Origin of the sequence: Novacetimonas sp. GS1, assembly GCF_036686925.1 — a bacterium.
GTDB classification, from domain to species: domain Bacteria; phylum Pseudomonadota; class Alphaproteobacteria; order Acetobacterales; family Acetobacteraceae; genus Novacetimonas; species Novacetimonas hansenii.
Map to the genome: position 1 here is coordinate 392,760 of NZ_VSZP01000001.1, position 16,946 is coordinate 409,705.

At 55.4% G+C, this 16,946-nt stretch carries 15 protein-coding genes and 2 tRNA genes; 9 read left to right on the forward strand and 8 right to left on the reverse strand.

Annotated features, from left to right (window positions below):
• Nucleotides 1-35: 35 nt before the first annotated feature.
• From FYB92_RS01825 to FYB92_RS01835, 3 genes are read right to left on the reverse strand one after another with little or no spacing between them, the layout of a single operon-like run.
• Entirely contained in the window at nucleotides 36-1,244 is a 1,209-nt protein-coding gene (locus tag FYB92_RS01825) for a glycosyltransferase family 1 protein (RefSeq protein ID WP_003616767.1), read from the reverse strand.
• Between the two features lie 9 nt (nucleotides 1,245-1,253).
• Nucleotides 1,254-2,594, reverse strand: a complete 1,341-nt coding sequence (locus tag FYB92_RS01830; protein ID WP_003616765.1) for a capsule biosynthesis protein — start codon at nucleotides 2,592-2,594, stop codon at nucleotides 1,254-1,256.
• A complete protein-coding gene (locus FYB92_RS01835) occupies nucleotides 2,591-4,291 on the reverse strand; it encodes a beta-3-deoxy-D-manno-oct-2-ulosonic acid transferase (protein WP_332828076.1) in 1,701 nt (566 codons plus the stop codon). Before FYB92_RS01835 ends, FYB92_RS01830 begins: the two co-directional genes overlap by 4 nt.
• Before the next feature lie 193 nt (nucleotides 4,292-4,484).
• Here FYB92_RS01835 and FYB92_RS01840 point away from each other — a divergent pair, with 193 nt between their 5' ends.
• On the forward strand, nucleotides 4,485-5,954 hold the full coding sequence (locus tag FYB92_RS01840; RefSeq protein ID WP_332828077.1) for an LTA synthase family protein: 1,470 nt from the start codon (nucleotides 4,485-4,487) through the stop codon (nucleotides 5,952-5,954).
• Nucleotides 5,955-6,037: 83 nt separating this feature from the next.
• A complete protein-coding gene (locus FYB92_RS01845) occupies nucleotides 6,038-6,691 on the forward strand; it encodes an ABC transporter ATP-binding protein (protein ID WP_003616759.1) in 654 nt (217 codons plus the stop codon).
• 188 nt (nucleotides 6,692-6,879) lie between these two features.
• Here FYB92_RS01845 and FYB92_RS01850 read toward each other — a convergent pair.
• Together FYB92_RS01850 and FYB92_RS01855 are read right to left on the reverse strand one after the other, a co-directional pair.
• A tRNA-Ala gene (locus FYB92_RS01850) sits at nucleotides 6,880-6,955 on the reverse strand.
• Nucleotides 6,956-7,039: 84 nt separating this feature from the next.
• Nucleotides 7,040-7,681 carry a nucleoside triphosphate pyrophosphatase gene (locus FYB92_RS01855; protein ID WP_281649516.1) on the reverse strand — a complete coding sequence of 214 codons (642 nt, stop codon included), beginning with the start codon at nucleotides 7,679-7,681 and terminating at the stop codon, nucleotides 7,040-7,042.
• 437 nt (nucleotides 7,682-8,118) lie between these two features.
• On the opposite strand from FYB92_RS01855, the gene hemE reads away from it, so the two are divergent.
• The 3 genes from hemE to hemJ are packed head-to-tail and all read left to right on the forward strand — an operon-like array spanning nucleotide 8,119 to nucleotide 10,331.
• On the forward strand, nucleotides 8,119-9,180 hold the full coding sequence (gene hemE, locus FYB92_RS01860) for a uroporphyrinogen decarboxylase (RefSeq protein WP_075595521.1): 1,062 nt from the start codon (nucleotides 8,119-8,121) through the stop codon (nucleotides 9,178-9,180).
• Between the two features lie 3 nt (nucleotides 9,181-9,183).
• On the forward strand, nucleotides 9,184-9,885 hold the full coding sequence (locus FYB92_RS01865; RefSeq protein ID WP_075624850.1) for an HAD family phosphatase: 702 nt from the start codon (nucleotides 9,184-9,186) through the stop codon (nucleotides 9,883-9,885).
• Nucleotides 9,885-10,331: a protoporphyrinogen oxidase HemJ gene (gene hemJ, locus FYB92_RS01870; RefSeq protein ID WP_062809728.1), complete on the forward strand. Its 447-nt coding sequence runs from the start codon at nucleotides 9,885-9,887 to the stop codon at nucleotides 10,329-10,331. The genes FYB92_RS01865 and hemJ overlap by 1 nt, the downstream gene beginning before the upstream one ends.
• A gap of 102 nt (nucleotides 10,332-10,433) precedes the next feature.
• On the opposite strand, the gene FYB92_RS01875 is transcribed toward hemJ, so the two are convergent.
• Both FYB92_RS01875 and FYB92_RS01880 read right to left on the reverse strand, forming a co-directional pair.
• Nucleotides 10,434-10,895: a YjjA family protein gene (locus tag FYB92_RS01875; RefSeq protein ID WP_003616749.1), complete on the reverse strand. Its 462-nt coding sequence runs from the start codon at nucleotides 10,893-10,895 to the stop codon at nucleotides 10,434-10,436.
• 99 nt (nucleotides 10,896-10,994) lie between these two features.
• Nucleotides 10,995-11,315, reverse strand: a complete 321-nt coding sequence (locus FYB92_RS01880) for a YggT family protein (RefSeq protein ID WP_040511214.1) — start codon at nucleotides 11,313-11,315, stop codon at nucleotides 10,995-10,997.
• 146 nt (nucleotides 11,316-11,461) lie between these two features.
• On the opposite strand from FYB92_RS01880, the gene FYB92_RS01885 reads away from it, so the two are divergent.
• The 4 genes from FYB92_RS01885 to FYB92_RS01900 all read left to right on the forward strand — a co-directional run bounded on the left by FYB92_RS01885 (nucleotide 11,462) and on the right by FYB92_RS01900 (nucleotide 14,942).
• Nucleotides 11,462-11,537, forward strand: a tRNA-Ala gene (locus FYB92_RS01885).
• A 261-nt stretch (nucleotides 11,538-11,798) separates the two neighbouring features.
• Entirely contained in the window at nucleotides 11,799-13,058 is a 1,260-nt protein-coding gene (locus FYB92_RS01890) for a polysaccharide biosynthesis/export family protein (RefSeq protein ID WP_225578726.1), read from the forward strand.
• 34 nt (nucleotides 13,059-13,092) lie between these two features.
• Nucleotides 13,093-14,244 (forward strand): glycosyltransferase family 1 protein, encoded by a 1,152-nt coding sequence (locus FYB92_RS01895; RefSeq protein WP_332828078.1) that lies wholly within the window; start codon nucleotides 13,093-13,095, stop codon nucleotides 14,242-14,244.
• Nucleotides 14,245-14,627: 383 nt separating this feature from the next.
• Entirely contained in the window at nucleotides 14,628-14,942 is a 315-nt protein-coding gene (locus FYB92_RS01900) for a hypothetical protein (protein ID WP_062809726.1), read from the forward strand.
• 236 nt (nucleotides 14,943-15,178) lie between these two features.
• On the opposite strand, the gene FYB92_RS01905 is transcribed toward FYB92_RS01900, so the two are convergent.
• Complete coding sequence (locus tag FYB92_RS01905) at nucleotides 15,179-16,885, reverse strand: glycosyltransferase family 4 protein (protein WP_048859220.1); 1,707 nt, start codon at nucleotides 16,883-16,885, stop codon at nucleotides 15,179-15,181.
• Nucleotides 16,886-16,946: the final 61 nt, after the last annotated feature.

A 16,946-nucleotide genomic window follows, 5' to 3' on the forward strand; every position in this document is an offset into this window, starting at 1 on the left:
CAATCAGACATGATGCCTAAATAGCGTTCACGAACCTAAAGTTCCTCAAGGAATGCAAGCCCATCACCGACCTGTGTGGGCCATGTGAACAGGGCTGCCGACGCAATGCGTGCGCCGGGACGATGGGCTGCGATCTCCCCAACCATCAGCTTCGTGATCGCGCCGCGCCATCCCGGGCCATCCAACGGATCAACAAAGGTTGCCGCATCCCCGGCAACCTCATGGAACACGGGGATATCGCTGCAGACACATGCGACATCCAACGTCAGCGCCTCTGCCAATGGCAGGCCATATCCTTCGGTAAAGGACGGGAACAGCAACCCACGCGCACCACGAAGCAGGGTCGTCACCTCTGGATCGGACAGGCTGTTGCATTCCCTGACCGTCCCCTGAAGGGCAGGACAGCGTTCGATCATGTCAAGAATGTTTTCATTTTCCCACCCCCTGCGTCCAACCAGCACCAGTTGCGGCACCGGGGCGGCACCGGGATTTTCCACCATATCCCGCCACATATTAAGCAAGAGGAGATGATTCTTGCGCGGCTCGATAGTGCCCAGACAGACGAAATAGGCGCGTTCCGGCACCGAAAAATCCCCCGCTGCGGGCGTGGCCTTCACGACACCATGCGGCACCACCCGGACCGGCAGGTCCGCACGCCGGCGCAGGCCATATCGCGCCAGCGAGTCCGCCACCGCCTGGGAAGGAACAATCACCCCGCGCGCCAGTTCAAGGACAGTGTTCATGCGTGCTTCATGCCGGGCGGGTTCACGCGGCCGGGCATATTCAGGATACTCGATGGGGATGAGATCATGCACCATGGGAACAAATTCTGCCCCGTGGCGACGCATGAAGCGCATGATGCTGCCCGGACGGTTCAGATGGTGATGCGACAGCAGCAAATACACGGATTTCCGACAGGCACGTGCGGCCACCGGCGTGATCTGGCGCCCCAGCATCGCCTTTTGCACCATACGCCGCGCCGCCCGCCTGATATCGCGGCACAGGCCATGATGACCCTGCCATATCTTTTCCGTCTGCCTTACAAACTGCTCGGCCTCAGCAAACGGCAGGATCACGATACTTCCCAACGGAGTGATCGCAACAAAGGTCAACCGTTGCGCGGCGTTGCGCAGCAGGTAATCCGCATATTCGAATTCGACCCGGTCGATCCCGGTGGGAACAACAAACCCCGCCCGCGCAATCAGGCGGGAGATGTCAAGATAGATATAAGAAGACAGGTGCATGACGAAAGGTCAGCGCACCCCGTCGGACAGCACGGCATCACGTGACACACGCACCACCTCCGACAGGGCAGGGGCTGCGGTAATCGGGGCGGGAACGCGCGCCATGCGGTTCCCCGCCGGCAATACGCGCGACACCCGCCGGATAACCCCGTCAACCAGACTGGACAGCCCTTCGGGCGAGAAGAAACCACCTGCAATCAGGCAACGGTCCACCAGCACGCGATAGAACGCATCGAACGTCGCCTTGTCCGGCGGGGTCGGATGGACCCAGAAATTGTCCAGCCCGTTCTGGTCGGTAATATCGGGAATGTCGTAAACCGCTTCCCCCAAGGTAATGACCGGCACGTCCGATGACAGGGCAAGGGTGCCGGTGGTACTGTTGATCGTGACGACACCACGTGCCGCACGCACGATCAGGGCAATGTCCCCCGCCTCCAGGAAATCCACCCGGTCTGCGACATTCTCCGCCCGGGCGATCTGGCGCGTCAGTTCACGCCAGTTGCGCACACCGTTATCAAGCGGATGTTCCTTGACCAGCAGGACAAGATCCTTTGGCGCATGCGCCGCAAAGGATTTGATGACCTTGCGCAATGCGGGCTCCACCCCATCAAACGGGGAATGCAGCCGCACCTGCGCATCCGCATCAAGCTGTAGCGGGAACAGCATATAGGGAACATGCCGCGCCTCAATCGACTGCATGATCCGCATGGCTTCGTCACCAGCCGCCTCGCGCCGGCGCAGGCGCTTGACCCAGCCCACACCTTCCTTGAGCGGGTGCCACGGGCGATAGTCGGACCAGTGCTTATAATGCCAGCGGCTCAGCAGATCGGCAGTGTTATAGGCCACGGCCTCCAGCGCGCGGCGCCGGAAGGAGGACGGGACAGGATAATGCGGCGGCATCGGCGGCAGCAGCGCCGCCTCCTTGCGATACCAGTCGGGATCGCGCGGCAGGGCGGAATGACCATTGACCCCACCAAGTTCCAGCGTCACCCAGTCAGGCCGGATATAGCCTTCTTCGAACACATGCACGGGAATATGCATCTGCGCACATGCCGCGATCGCGACACGATGCAGGGGACGGCAGTCACCAAACAGAAGTACGTCTGTAATACAGTAACGCTTTATTACATCATTGAAAAAAGCGGGCCACTCTTCGGCGCCACCTGTAAAGTCAATCCCGTGCGGCAATCCCCAGAACAGGCGGTCGCCCCCGTTGAAATTGATCTTGTAGACGCCGTACCCCGTCTTGCGGAACGCCTTGCCCAGCTCCCGGAAAAACGGCCCCATCAATCCCTGCAGAAAAAGAAACCTGCGCTCGCCCACAACGCTTCTTCCATCAAGACTGTTCATTTATTGTTTCTTCTTCCGCACAGGTGGGCCAGCTTTCCCTGCAATTGTCGCAGCCTGGTCAACATGCTCACACGCCAGACGGTCCTGTCCCCAAACCGTCCCAATAGCGTTTCCACTTCACAGGGCAATCGCGTCAAAGGATCTATGTAGAGGGGATAAAGCAATAGGGTACCCGCAACAAGGGCCTTTATAGACAGAGAACGGTTACGCCGTACGCACGGCACATCGCCCAGATCCGTTGTCAATCCCCAGCCTGCGTAGAAGGGCACGCCATAGGTGACAACGCTCCGCCCCCGCAACAGTCCCTCGAACCCGGCCAGGGATGTCAGGGTATGGATTTCATCCACCTGCATCATCAGGGTGGTAATCGACCCACCCCGACTGACCATATCCGCATATCGCATGATCTGCGCATCCTGCAGATGTCCCGCGCGATGTCCCGCATCCACATCGGGATGGGGGCGATAGATGACGAAGGCATCCGGGTTATGTTTGCGCACCGCACGCAACAGTTCCTCGTTCCCCTGTATGGCGCCGCCACCCGCCCGCACGGACAGGTCATCGGCCACCTGCCCGGGCACCAGCAGTACCCTGCGGCCACCTGCATCCCATGTGGGGGGCGGCACTGTGGTATCCGCCCGCCCGTATTTGGAAACCCCGCCATCGACCATCCGGGTGATAAGGCGTTCAGCCCGCGCCAGTATCCCCGCGTCGAAATCGGTTGTGGCAAGGATATGTTCAAGGTCGCTTGGTTCGGAGGGATCATAATAGATCCCGCGCCGATCGACGAAGATGGAACAGGGCACACACAGGTCGCTGCCCAATCCGACGGAACGGACAAACCCGTCCTCAACCCGCCATAACGCGACCCCCGCCGCCTGCGCATCACGGACGATCCCTTCGGGCAGACGGGTGGCCCATCCTGCAATCGCGCCCCCGCCCTGCACACGTCCGGCAAGGCGCAGGGCGGCAGCGGCACTGCGGCAAAAGGCCGGATGGCCGGGCGCATGGGCCAGGAATTCCCCGATACGCTCGCGTTTCCACAACGCCATGCCCACGCACGCCGAAATCTCGCGTCCCGACACTATCCGTGCACGCCATAGTGACAGGATATCGACGATCCGCCCCAACGGCACGACCGCACCGTCAAAGGGATCCGTATAGGTTGTGCGCACCGTCAGGTCATGCGCGCACGCGTCATACGTCACCGGCTGGGGGGCCTCATCACGGGCGGTGGCATATCGCACTGCGCGAAGACCACGCAACGCGGCAAGGCGGACAAGATCGCCCAGGCCCAGGCCATGGACCTCCCGCGCGCCATCAAGCAGCGCATGCGGGTCAACCGGCCCGTATATGGCGGCAATCCCGCGACGGCGGGCCATACGGGCTGCCGCGCCATGCCGGTCATGCGCAACCAGCAGCACCTCGTCAGGCCGGACGCACGTCAGTATGCGGTCGAGCAATACGGCAAGCCGCGCCTGTCCATGCCTGCGCTGCTCCGCCGTGGAAGCCGTGACGATGACAGGCCGGACAACATCTGGCGCAGGGGCCCAGAACTGTCCGCCCACGCGCGCGCGCAGCATCCGCGCCACACCCGCGTGATCCACCAGCCCCGCCCCGCGCGCCGCCAGCACAGGCATGTGCCGCCGCAGGGGCGGCGCATGCAACAAGAGCGCATCGTCCGGAATCCTAGTCATGCCAACAGTCTCATGCCCTGCCACCTCATGCCCAATGCGATGATAAAGCCATGGCCGGGCAATGGATGCCTGCCATGGCGCAACTTCCGCATGATTGCCTGATACATGCACTTGCCCTTCCACACGCCATCGGCAAGAAGGGAAGGTGCCCTGCCCGCTTCATGTCGCCTGAATAGAATGCAGTCCTGATTTCATGCAATTATGGTTTCCTTTTGTCACTCTTGGCGCGACCGTCATATCCGGCTTTCTGGTCGAAAGCATGGCGCGACCGTGCATATCAGGATTTCCCCCACTCCGGCGATGCCTCCTCAACGCCCTGCTGACGGGTGCGCAGTATGGGGCGTGGCTGGCCCTGTGCGGGACACCGGTCCTGGCGGCGGTCCTGACGACGGCCCTGACCCTGTGCCTGGTCATCGGGTCTAATATCAAGCTGTCGATTCTTGGCGAACCGATGCTGTTCTGTGACGTCGTGGCCGCCCGCAGTTTCCTCCAGCATCCCAAATTCTACCTGTTTTCCATTCCGCTGAGCGGACGCATCGCCGTCGTGGGGGGGATGATTGCCCTTCCCGTGATGCTGGTCGTGTTCTTTACGCCTGCGCTCCTGCCTCATATTGCTGGGGGCTGCCTCCTGATTGCAGGCATGCTGGGGCTATGGGCCATTCCCGCCACACGATGGGTTCCCACCCCCGATGCGCAGCATGATATCGGGCGATTGGGACTGCCTGGTTCCCTGTTCCTTTACTGGCGGTGCTGGCGGCATGAAATCGCAATGCAACCAGAAGCTGCCCCCCCTGTCACTCCTTCAGGAAAGCCCGCATACGACATCGTCATCGTCATCCAATGTGAATCCTTTGCCCGCCCTGGCGACCTGATGGCGCAACAGGCGCATGATCCTGCACGGATCCCTGTGCTGCCTGCCCTGACCCGGGCCGAAACCATGGCCAGTCACTGGGGCACGCTCCACGTCAGTGGCTTTGGCGCCTATACCATGCGCACGGAATATGGCGTCCTGTTCGGGCAGGAAGAAAGCATGCTGGGGTTCAGGGCCTATGACCCGTTCCTGACGGCAGGCAGGGATACGGCCCTCTCGCTTCCCGCCATCATGGGAAAGGCAGGATATGACTGCACCTTCGTCCATCCCCATGACCTGCGTTTCTATGCCCGGGCGCAACTGATGCCCGCATGCGGGTTCAGCCACATTGTCGGAGAGGAGGCATTTCCCCATACCGCCCGCCCCGGCATGCCCTATGTGGAAGACATGGCACTTGCGCAGGAAATCGGCGCGGTGGCGGCAAAGGCGAAAGGCCCCGCCTTCATTTATGCCGTGACCATGGAAAACCATGGCCCATGGCCGGCAACAGGCCCCAATGGCCCACAAACGGCATTCGACCATTATCTGCGGCATCTGCAGAACAGCGACCGGATGCTTGGCACGCTGACAGACATGCTTTCACAGATGGGAAAAAAGGGACTTCTGGTCTTTTTTGGCGACCATCGCCCCTCCATCCCCGGCATGATCATCCCTACGCCACAGCGTGGAACCCCTTATGTTGTCATACCGGTTGGCACGGGAACACCTGCCGCGCCGATGAAGCAGGACCTGACACCCGCACAACTGCACCACCTGATTTTGCGCAATACACTTGGCGGTTATGCTGGCTGAAACCACGAAACATGGTATGGGTGATATGCCCGGTCCATGATGCGACCTGACCCTGCTCTTTCCGAGGCCATGAATACAAGATCATGATCCAGTTTGAAAATGTTACAAAAGTCTATCATGCGCGCGGTGTGAACAAGTGTGTGCTGGACCACCAGTCATTCGTGATCGAAAGGGGCATGTCGATCGGGATCGTGGGCGTCAATGGCGCGGGGAAATCGACCCTGACACGCATGATCGCAGGGATCGAATACCCCACCAGTGGCCGGATCACGCGCACCATGTCCATTTCCTGGCCCCTGGGGTTTGGGGGGGCATTCCAGGGAAGCCTGACGGGTGCTGACAATACACGTTTCATCGCCCGCATCTATCGTCGGCCGATCAATGAAATCCTTGATTATGTCAACAGCTTTGCCCGTCTTGGGCATTACTTCGACGCCCCGGTCAAGACATACTCGTCAGGTATGCAGGCGCGCCTTGCCTTTGCCGTTTCCCTGGCGATCCGCTTTGAATGCTATCTTGTGGACGAAGTCACGGCGGTGGGGGACCATTCCTTTCGCCTGCAATGCCGCGAAGCCCTGCTGGAACGGCGCGAACATGGGACATTGATCATGGTGTCGCATGATCCCAATACCCTGCGGGAATATTGTGATCAGGGCGCGGTGCTGCAAAATGGCAGGCTGACATTCTATGACACGATTGACGCGGCGATTGATGCTTCTGCCGAACTGTATAAATAAGAACGCATTCCCGGATAACCAATTGAAAAACTTTTAAAAGTTCCTGAATGCCGCCTTTTTCAAAAAAGGCGGCGCCTTTCGAAGGCTTTGGGAAAAGCTTCACCAAAACTTCTTTTCAGCAGGGAAAATCCGGTACACCCGACGATATATCCTGTCGGGGATACTATATATTTATGATCGGGAAAAAATGGTGGAGCCAATGAGAATCGAACTCACGACCTCCTGAATGCCATTCAGGCGCTCTCCCAACTGAGCTATGGCCCCACATCATAAACCGGATCGCATGGGAACGATCCGCTTGCCTGCCGGGGTATAGCGAGTGCCTTTCAGCTTTGCAACCCCCTATTTTCAGCCCCGTATGACACCATATCCACGCAGGAATTCCAGCAACGCCAACAGCGGCAGCCCAAGGATCGCATCATGTTCGCCCTCGATCCGGGCGAACAGGTGCAGGCCCGGCCCCTCCAGCCGGTAAGCGCCCACACAGGACAGGATGGCATCCCCCTCCAGACGCAGGTAACGGTCAAGGAAGTCTTCACTGAATGTGCGCATCCACAGGCGGGGGCGCGCGACGTGACGCCAGATTTCCTTCCCCTCACGCAGCACCACGACCGCTGTATGCAGTACATGCGCCTGCCCGCGCAGGCGCATCAGATGTTCGCGCGCACAGGGCATGTCGGCGGGTTTGTCAAACCATTCCCCGTTACATGACAGCATCTGGTCCGCACCAATCACGATCGCCCCCGCGGCCTTTATATGCGCCGCCTTGGCCCGGGCGAGCGTCAGGGCAGTGGTATCGACATCATGGCCATGATCGCGACAGGCGCGCTTGATCGCGGCCTCATCCACATGGGCAGGACGACAGGACACCATGATCCCTGCCGATTCCAGCAGGCTGCGCCGTGCGTGGGACTGGCTGGCGAGTACTATCGGGGGCGACTCGACCTGTAATGAATCGGCCTTTAGTACTAAATTCGAGTCGTCGGACATCTGGCGCTCCGTACTGCCAAAGTGAAACATTAAATTCGGGCCGGGGAGTACTCCGGGAGTACTGTGGTACATGGGGATGGTACTTCGCATGATTCTGCACCGTACCGAGTACCGTGGATAAGCTGAACACCCCCCTGCATCGTGAGTTGTACACAGCCCCCTGTCGGGAAAATCTGAATAACTTCCCCTGATGGCTGAAAACTGCGTACCGGCGGGTTGTACACACTGTGGGAAAAACGGGGTACATTTTCGGAAACATGGGTACCCCATCACTCACAGCCCCTATTAACCCCTTCAAGAATTTCTTTCTCTTTTCTTTTATTGTTTAGGAATGGGAACCGCGAATGACGTGGAAACACGGCTGGGGCGCATCGACGCTGTTCGCTCGGCAAAAAGTACGAGATAGTCCCGCTGCAATGAAACTGAACGACGGACCGATGACCGAAACAGGCAAACCCCTTCTGCGTGCCCTTGCGGGAGAAGCGATCTGGCCCCCTCCGGTATGGCTGATGCGACAGGCGGGACGGTTTCTGCCTGAATTCCGGGCGCTGCGGGAAAAGGCGGACTTTATCACACGCTGCATGACGCCCGACATGGCAACGGAAATCACCCTGCAGCCGATTCGACGCTTTGGCATGGATGGGGCCATCCTGTTTTCCGATATCCTGATCCTGCCCTGGGCAATGGGACAATCGTTGGAGTTCATCCATGGTCGCGGCCCTGTGCTGGAACCGGTGCGCAGCCTGCATGACCTTGAACGGCTTGACGTAAAACGCGTGGAAGCGGCGACCATGCCGGTGATGGAAACCCTGCAACGGTTGCGGACCATTGTCGATGGGCCGGATCCGATCGGGGTGGCCAAACCAGGACAGGTGACATTGATCGGGTTTGCGGGCGCACCATTTACCGTCGCCTGTTACATGGTGGAAGGCCACGGCTCGCGCGAATTCGACGTAACACGCGGCCTGGCCTATTCCGATCCGGAATTCTTCGACCGCCTGATCGATATTCTGACCACTGCGACGGCGGACATGCTGTGCAACCAGATCGTTGCCGGGGCCGAGGCCGTGATGCTGTTCGACAGTTGGGCCGGTCTGCTGCCCCCATCCGAATTCCGGAGGCATGTCATCGCCCCGGCGCAGCGGATCGTAAAGATCATCAACGAACGCCATCCGGGTGTGCCAATCATCGGTTTCCCGCGCCTTGCCGGCCTCATGGCGGTGGAATATGGCCGTGAAACCGGGGTCAATGCGATGGCGCTTGATACCAGTGCGGACATGAAGGCGATTGCAGAACAGCTTCCCAATACACTGACATTACAGGGGAATCTTGATCCGTTACGCGTTCTTGCCGGGGGCGAGGGCATGCGGGCGGAGGCACGTGCCATCAGGGATGCGATGAAGGGACGGCCGCATATCTTCAACCTTGGCCATGGGGTCGTGCCTGCAACGCCGCCCGAACATGTGGGCGACCTTATCGCGACCATCAGGGATATCTGACGAATGTTACCTGCTTCCATCCGGCCCGACGGACAACTGCGCCTGATCATCTTCGATTGCGATGGCGTCCTGATCGACAGTGAAGGACCTTCGTGCCGCATGCTTGCGCGTGAACTGCGCAAGGTCGGGCTGGAAATCAGTGACGAGGACGCGGTGGGCCGTTTCGCGGGCAAGGCGCTGACAGCCCTGAAGGAAGAATTGCAAGATCAGGCCGGACTGGAACTTGATCAGGACTGGCCCACGCAGATGCAGCATGCGCTGGTTGAACTCATGCGGTCCGAGGCGGAAACGATCGAGGGATCGGCCGCCATGCTGCGTGAGATCCGCGAACTGCGTATTCCTTATCGGATTGGATCCAATTCCTCCAAAATGGAAATGGATGCAAAATTCGGCCGCACGGGTCTGGATTCACTGATTTCCCCGGATTGTATCCATTCCGCACGTGACATGGGCAAGCCCAAGCCGGACCCTGCTGTCTATCTGTCTGCCGCCCATGCCGAAGGGGTTGCGCCGGAAAACTGTCTGGTGCTGGAGGATACGGAAACCGGGGCAGGTGCCGCGCGTGCCGCCGGCATGGCCTGTGTATTGCTGCGCCCGCTTGACCTGCCGGCGACAAGCTGGCCGGGCCTGTTGCGGGTTGGGCACCTGACGGAATTCACCGCATTGGTGAAGCGTATCCTGCGTTCTCAGGGGCAGGCCGCGTGATGGCTGTGTTTGGGCCATGGATGCTGTGGTTCAAGGCATTCCACATCATGTCCATGGTCGCATGGATGGCGGGCATGTTCTACCTGCCACGCCTGTTCGTCTATCACTGCCAGGTGGCGGTCGGATCAGCGGAATCCGAACGTTTCAAGGTCATGGAATACAAGCTGTTGCGCTTCATCATGCTGCCTGCGATGTGCAGCACGTTTCTGTTCGGTGGGCTGCTTGCGATGTTACCGGGCCTGATCGACTGGCATAGTGGGTGGTGGTGGACGAAGCTTATCGCGGTATTCGGCCTTGCCGGGTTCCACGGGGCCTGTGCCAAATGGCGCCGTGCCTTTGCCGAGGATTGTAATACGCACCCCGAACGTTTTTATCGCATGGCGAATGAGGTTCCCACGGTCCTGATGATGATTGTCGTCATCATGATTGTCGTGCGGCCCTTCTGATTTATATTTCAGAAGATAAAAGTTTCTGGTGAAGTTTTTTTACTGAAAGTATCAAAAGAACGCCGCCTTTTTCAAAAAAGGCGGCATCCGGAAACTTATGGCTTACAGAAGCGACTTGCCCTGCTTCAGCACTGCGCTGCAAACTTTCTTGGTCACTTTCTGCTTCATGTTACCTTCAAGCGAGGACAGCGAGAAGGTGTTGCCGTTACCGGTATCGAGGATTCCCTTCTGTCCGTTGGAATAAAGCGGGCTGGATGTATCAAGGCCGCTCTTGCTCTTTAGCGAGGACAGGACCGTCGAAGGGGAATTCCCGCCCAGATAGTTGTTTTCCACGCAATAGCTCAGCAGGCCCGTCACGTTCGACGGCGCAAGTGAGGAGACTGAGGGAATGCTCAGGCCGCTGCCCGACAGTGCGCCGGACGCAGCATTGCCCAACAGTGAAGAACCGGACGAGTTCCCACCCGAAAAGCCGGGAATTCCCTGTGCATGAACGGGGGATGCCGCCATTGCGCCAAGGAGGGGAAGGGCAAGGCATGTCGCCGAAAGTTTCTTGAAGATGGACATCGGAACTCCTGAACCATGGGGCCGGGCGCACAGGACGCGGCAGAACCAGCTTCTGCCATGATATGCGCCACAGTCCTTAACATTCCGCCTCATGGGCGGTTATGCAATCCCCACCATCAACATGGCATATATCTTGCCCAGGACCGGATACAGCACGTACTGGATCAGCAGCAGCAGTGCGAGGGGGCTGAGGTCGATATTCGCAACAGTGGGCAGGATATTGCGGATGGGCTGCAACAATGGCTCTGTCATGCGCGACAGGAAATTATAGATTTTCCATACAACTGGCTGGCGCGGGTCCAGAATCCCGAAGCCCAGGAGGAAACTGAACAGGCAGGCCGACAGGACGACCCAGGTATAGAGCTGTATCAGTTCGAACAGCAGTTGGAACACGATTGTAACCAATGGGCCAACTTTCAAAACAGGGGTTTGACCGCTCAAACTAGCGTTCTGGAACGTGGGTCACAATATCATGTCGGAGGGTGTATCGTAAAAAACCATCTTCGCGATACTGGACGCCTTGACATGACAAAGGGTATATGATTAATCGCTTTCCCATGAAACGTGGGGCTGTAGCTCAGATGGGAGAGCGCCTCGTTCGCAATGAGGAGGTCAGGGGTTCGATTCCCCTCAGCTCCACCACGTTTCACATAATCCCCAAATGTTAAAAATTGTAATTCATGGGTTTCATGACGTCCATGATGCGTCATATTGCCTTATGGCAGGTTGCGGTTGATCGTTCAGCGTGGGCAGAGTAGAGATAGCCGACTTTTCTTTCCGGTGACATCCAGGTCGTGTGACGGGGATGTCCTATCGTTCCTAGCAAAGAGAAAATATTAAACCAGCATGTCAGAACATCCCATTACCTTGATGACGCGTCATGAAGATGGACATTCCGTTGGAATGACGACATCGTCAGGTGTGGATCGCCGCTTCCGCCTTATGGGGGGATTGTCCTGTCGCAGCAGTCGGGCTGTTGCCATAGTGTCCATGGTGGGATGTCTTCTGACAGGGTGCAATACACTTCCAAGCAGTGGTCCCGCACAGGCGGATATCGTTTCGCAGCAGGCAGACCGGCATAAGAACAGCCTTGGGTTCAAGATCGAGCCTGTGACTGACCAGGTGGCATCCTGGCTAAGCGAAGAAAAGCCGCCTTTGCTTTCGACGCTCAATACCACGAGTTATACGCCAACACATAATGACCGGCTGGGTCCGGGGGATCATCTGGCGATTTCTGTCTATGAAATCGGTAATGGTGTCTTTACCGGTGGTGTGGCGACGGCATCGGCCACGGAACCTGGAACATTGACGACCCTGAACGGGGTCGGGGGCGCGCCGCCGATTGGGGCCGTTCAAACAAACCTGCCCGTGGTGGAGGTCAATGACGATGGCAATATCCTCATTCCTTATGCAGGCCAGGTCCATGTCGCAGGGCTTACGATCTCCGAAATTTCCCAGCGTATCAATAATAGCCTGAAACACATTTCCACGCGGCCCGCTGTTATCGTGCGTCCTGTCCTGGACGAGACGAATGTGGTGATGGTTTATGGAAATGTTCTCAAGAGTGGGCGTATCCCACTGACCCCCAACCAGGAACGGGTGCTTGATGTTGTCGCGCTGGCAGGTGGGCCAAAACAGCTTTCGGAAGATACGCTTGTCCAGTTGACGCGTGGTGATCGCGTGGTGCAGGCACCGCTGAAACTTATCGAACAGACGCCTGAACAGGATATCCCTCTCCAGCCCGGAGACCGGATGGAACTCTTGTCTGAACCCCGTACATTTACGGTCTTTGGCGCAAGCTCCAAGGTCACGGAAGTTGCGTTCGGAACGCCACAGGTTTCGCTGGCGGAGGCCCTGTCACGGGTGGGGGGCGTTTCTGACGGGCAAGGTGATCCGAATGCCGTTTATCTGTTCCGGTTTGAGGATCGGAACATTGCAACTAAACTGGGTCTGCAGATGGATGCAGGGCAGGAAAACATTCCCGTTGTTTATCATCTGGACCTGATGAATACTCAGGATTATTTCCTTGCGCAGAAAATCCCGATGAAAAACCGCGACCTGATTTATGTTGCGAATGCTAAAATCAATGATTTCAATAAATTCTTTAACCTGTTGAGTACGATTATCAGTCCTGGCATCACGGCGGCATGGCTGGCGAAGTAATACTGTCCTAACAGGATTGAAGGGGCAGGTACATGTGTCAGTAATTTCCACCACAGGACCGGTCTGGCTGGACAGCCGTAATATCGGAATCAATGGGGGAACCGGTGTAGCAAGATATACGCAGGATCTTGCTACCTGTCTGGGTGATCTGGGGATCTCGACGGCCTTTGTGCAAGGGGTCAGGCCAGATGGAAAATCGTTATCAGGCGGAAAACTGGATGCATTACAGCGTCTGCTACGCGCAACCCTTCCCTGGCGACATGTCAGGGAAGTTCATGATGTGCCCTATTGCCCTGACCTTTATCGAACTGCCCATGTCAGGTTCAAGACCTTTGGCCGACTGACATCCTTTGATACTGCTATGTCGCCTGCGCTTATGCACTGGACCTATCCCCTGCCGATGGTCATGCAGGGATGCAGGAATATAGTCACCATTCACGATCTGGTGCCCATCCTCAATCCCAATCTGACAGGAATTGATCCCACACATTTTGCCCGTCTGCTACGTGAACTCCTGCCACGCATGGATGCAATTGTGACGGTTTCAGAAACTGTCCGGCAACAGTTGATTGAAATACTGAATATTTCTCCGTCACGTATTACCAATCTTTATCAGATGGTCGATATTGATCGGGAAGCTGTGATGAAGAGTGAACGTATCATTCCATCTGACAGTATCATTCATATCGGACGTGTCGAAACCCGAAAGAATATAGAGCGCCTGATCGCAGGTTATGCCCGCAGCAGGTCGCATCGACCACTGGTGCTGGTCGGCCCCGATGGGGATGACCGTCCGGATATGTCCCTTCCTGAAGGGCCGGGGCAGGTCATACGCATTCCATGGATTGAGCGTTTTTCCTTACTACGTGGACTGACCGAGGCGCATATGCTTGTCTTTCCCTCTTTGGGAGAGGGATTTGGCCTGCCGATTATAGAAGCCATGGCATTAGGCACACCAGTGATTACCTCCTGTGGTGGGGCGACCGGGGAAATTGCTGATAATGCAGCATATCTGGTCGATCCGTTTGACGTGAAGGCCATTGGCGATGCGATCGCTGTACTGGATTCCATGGATAAGCATGCGGGTCTGTGTGACGATCTCGTCCAGCGAGGGTATGTCAGGGCAGAATTCTTTTCACGGATGGCCTATGGCACACGACTGAAAGCATTTTATGAACGTTTTTAAAGGAATGTTTAGAGACTGTTTGAGAAGATAGAAATATAAAACCATTGTAATTATTTTAATATTCCAAGTTATTTCATTTTAAAACAATAGCCCTACTCAGGAAATTTATTTATTATTCACAATAATAGGGATAATTAGAAACGGATTTAAAAGTATTTTTCACTTATTACAGATAAAAATGATTGTCTTAAACTGTATGTCCGGCTTCCCGTGACACCGCCTGTATCATGCCTGCGGGAGTAGAGGCGATATCACGACTTGATTGAATATTTTCTGCAGAATCAGGATTATCAAGTGTGTAATGCAGGAACAGGTCAGGAATGGTAAGCATCTGGAACGAACGCAGCATCCTGTATCTTAAAAAGCAAAGGAAGATGGGCACAATGAATGACAATATGTCTGGGATCGCTGGCGAAATCGCGTTGCTTGAAGCGCATGTCGGATGCCTTGAGGCGGCCCTTCAGAGGGCATTGCGTCTGCTGACGCATGAACAGCAGGTTGAAATGCTACAATATGAGCAGTATCGCATCAAAGAACGTGATGAACAGCAGATCGCGCACCAGATCGGACCGGATAGCGATGAATTCAACGATATTACCAGTGCTCATAAATGGGTGTCAGAATGTATTGCACGCGTAATTTCTGAGACTAGGATAGTATCAAAATCAGAATCGTCTACAGGCAGAAATATTTCATAAATACCTGAATGATAGAAAATCGTTTTTAAAGGCATCTTCATAAAACCGCGTAATGGCCCAAATGAATCTAAAGAGATGCTTTATGGCCACATCCTCAACATTACCAAGGACTGTGCTCCCCTTTAGCAATACATTCCATCATCGTGATTTATGGAATGATGCAAAGGGGAGTGCAGGCTTTTAACCAGATACTCACAAATCAGGCAGCTTCATTCGATGAAGCCAGTTGGTCGCGCTTAAACCTGGCTTAAGATCACCCCGCGAAAAGAAATTTCGCCTGTGAAATCATTTTCAAATTTAACACGAAATTCAAACATGTCATTTGCATCATCACAACGAAATTTAAGCGTTGGTTGATTGGTAGAAAGTTTTGCCAGAGGCGTCTTTATATAATCCAACTCGCCATGTTTTTGGGAAGCGACGTCAACGACAACCGATTTGAGATCCGTGCTTGTAACCGACAAATCAAACATTACGGTATAGGTCCCGATGGGCAGATCCCTGTAAGGCCCAAAAATAAGGTGCCCACCAGAATAATGACCTTGCTTGAAGTGGAGTACATCTCCTTCCAATTTGCCTTCTCTATGATGAAACTCATTAGCTTCAATATGATATTGCCCATTGGTTCTGAAATTCTCGAACGCAGCAAAGCGAAGGCGCTCTGAGCGATCAAAAAATTTGCGGAAAGTTTGAATATCGTAACGTGAAAAGAGGTTGTAACCACTATCACGATCAACCAATGGAGCTTTTTGAGGAAAAGCCTGTGCTTTGTGCATCTGCTCCATTATTGCAAGGGCAATTTCTGGTTGCGCCTGAAGCGCCCGGGGAAGGGCCGTATGTAGCTGGGTGTTGGTCTCCCCCTTAACGGCGGCAAGGGCTTCCAGAATCTGGTTATCAAGAATTTCTGCGGTATAGGATTTCAGGACATGCTGCTGTGCAGCAAGTACCTGGTGATAGACGTCTGCATCCTGCAGCGCGACAATAGCCGCCGCAAACATGTTCAGGTCGTAATATTGAAAACCCAAAGGATGATCGACCATCAGTTCCCGAAGGGCTGTTGTTGACCAGACAATGGTCGGAAGTCCACAGCGCATGGCTTCGAAAACGGGTAAACCAAATCCTTCATGTTCTGAAAGACAGAGAAATACATCGGAGATTTTGTAAAGTTCATCAAGTTCGGCGTTAGAAACCTCGCCATAGAAATTTACTTCGATTTCAGGATATCTGGTGGCATGTACTTCGATTTCCGCTTTGACGTCATCTTCACGCCCGGCAAAGTGTACTATAACGGGTTTTCCCGTTGCCATACGAACGCGATCCGCCAAAGAGATAATGGATTTATGCCCTTTATGCGGCACGACACGTCCCACAAAAAGCATATTGATAATGCCGTTGGGTGCAAAACGCCGTTCGGATACGTGAACATTGGTGGTTTTCTTCAGGTAACGACTGGCAGGGAATACAACGGCAGAGCGTGAGGCTTCGCCACCAAGAGCTACGAACTGATCCCGTGTAAATAGTGAGTTTACCCAGAAAAACAGATTGGGCTTTGTCGAAATCCGGATGATATTTTCAAAGCCTTCAATCGTATGTGCAAGATAACGCTTCTTTGAAAAGAAAAACCATGGTGACGTATTATTGTGCCAACGCACAACAGAGGGTGTAGGGCGGTTTGCCAGGAAACTATCCATTTTTTCCCAAGCGCCACAATAATGATAGATAACGGTCCCTTCCGGGTTAACGTCGCACCATTCATAAAATGTATCCAGATTTTCAATAGGCACGTCAGGATGGCGCGCGGTATCGAAACGTTCGGCAAAAATACGGATCTGGTTGGAAAATTTTGGAAAAAGCGCCTTGGTGCGTTCATATTCATAAATGCAGTCAAAGCCTATGGAGTCGCTCTTTTCAAACAGACCCTGTACAAGAAATGCAATCTTCATGTCGATCTAGAACCTCGTGCCTTTAGAACTGCGATAAGAGCGGAGTTCGTCATCTGCGTCT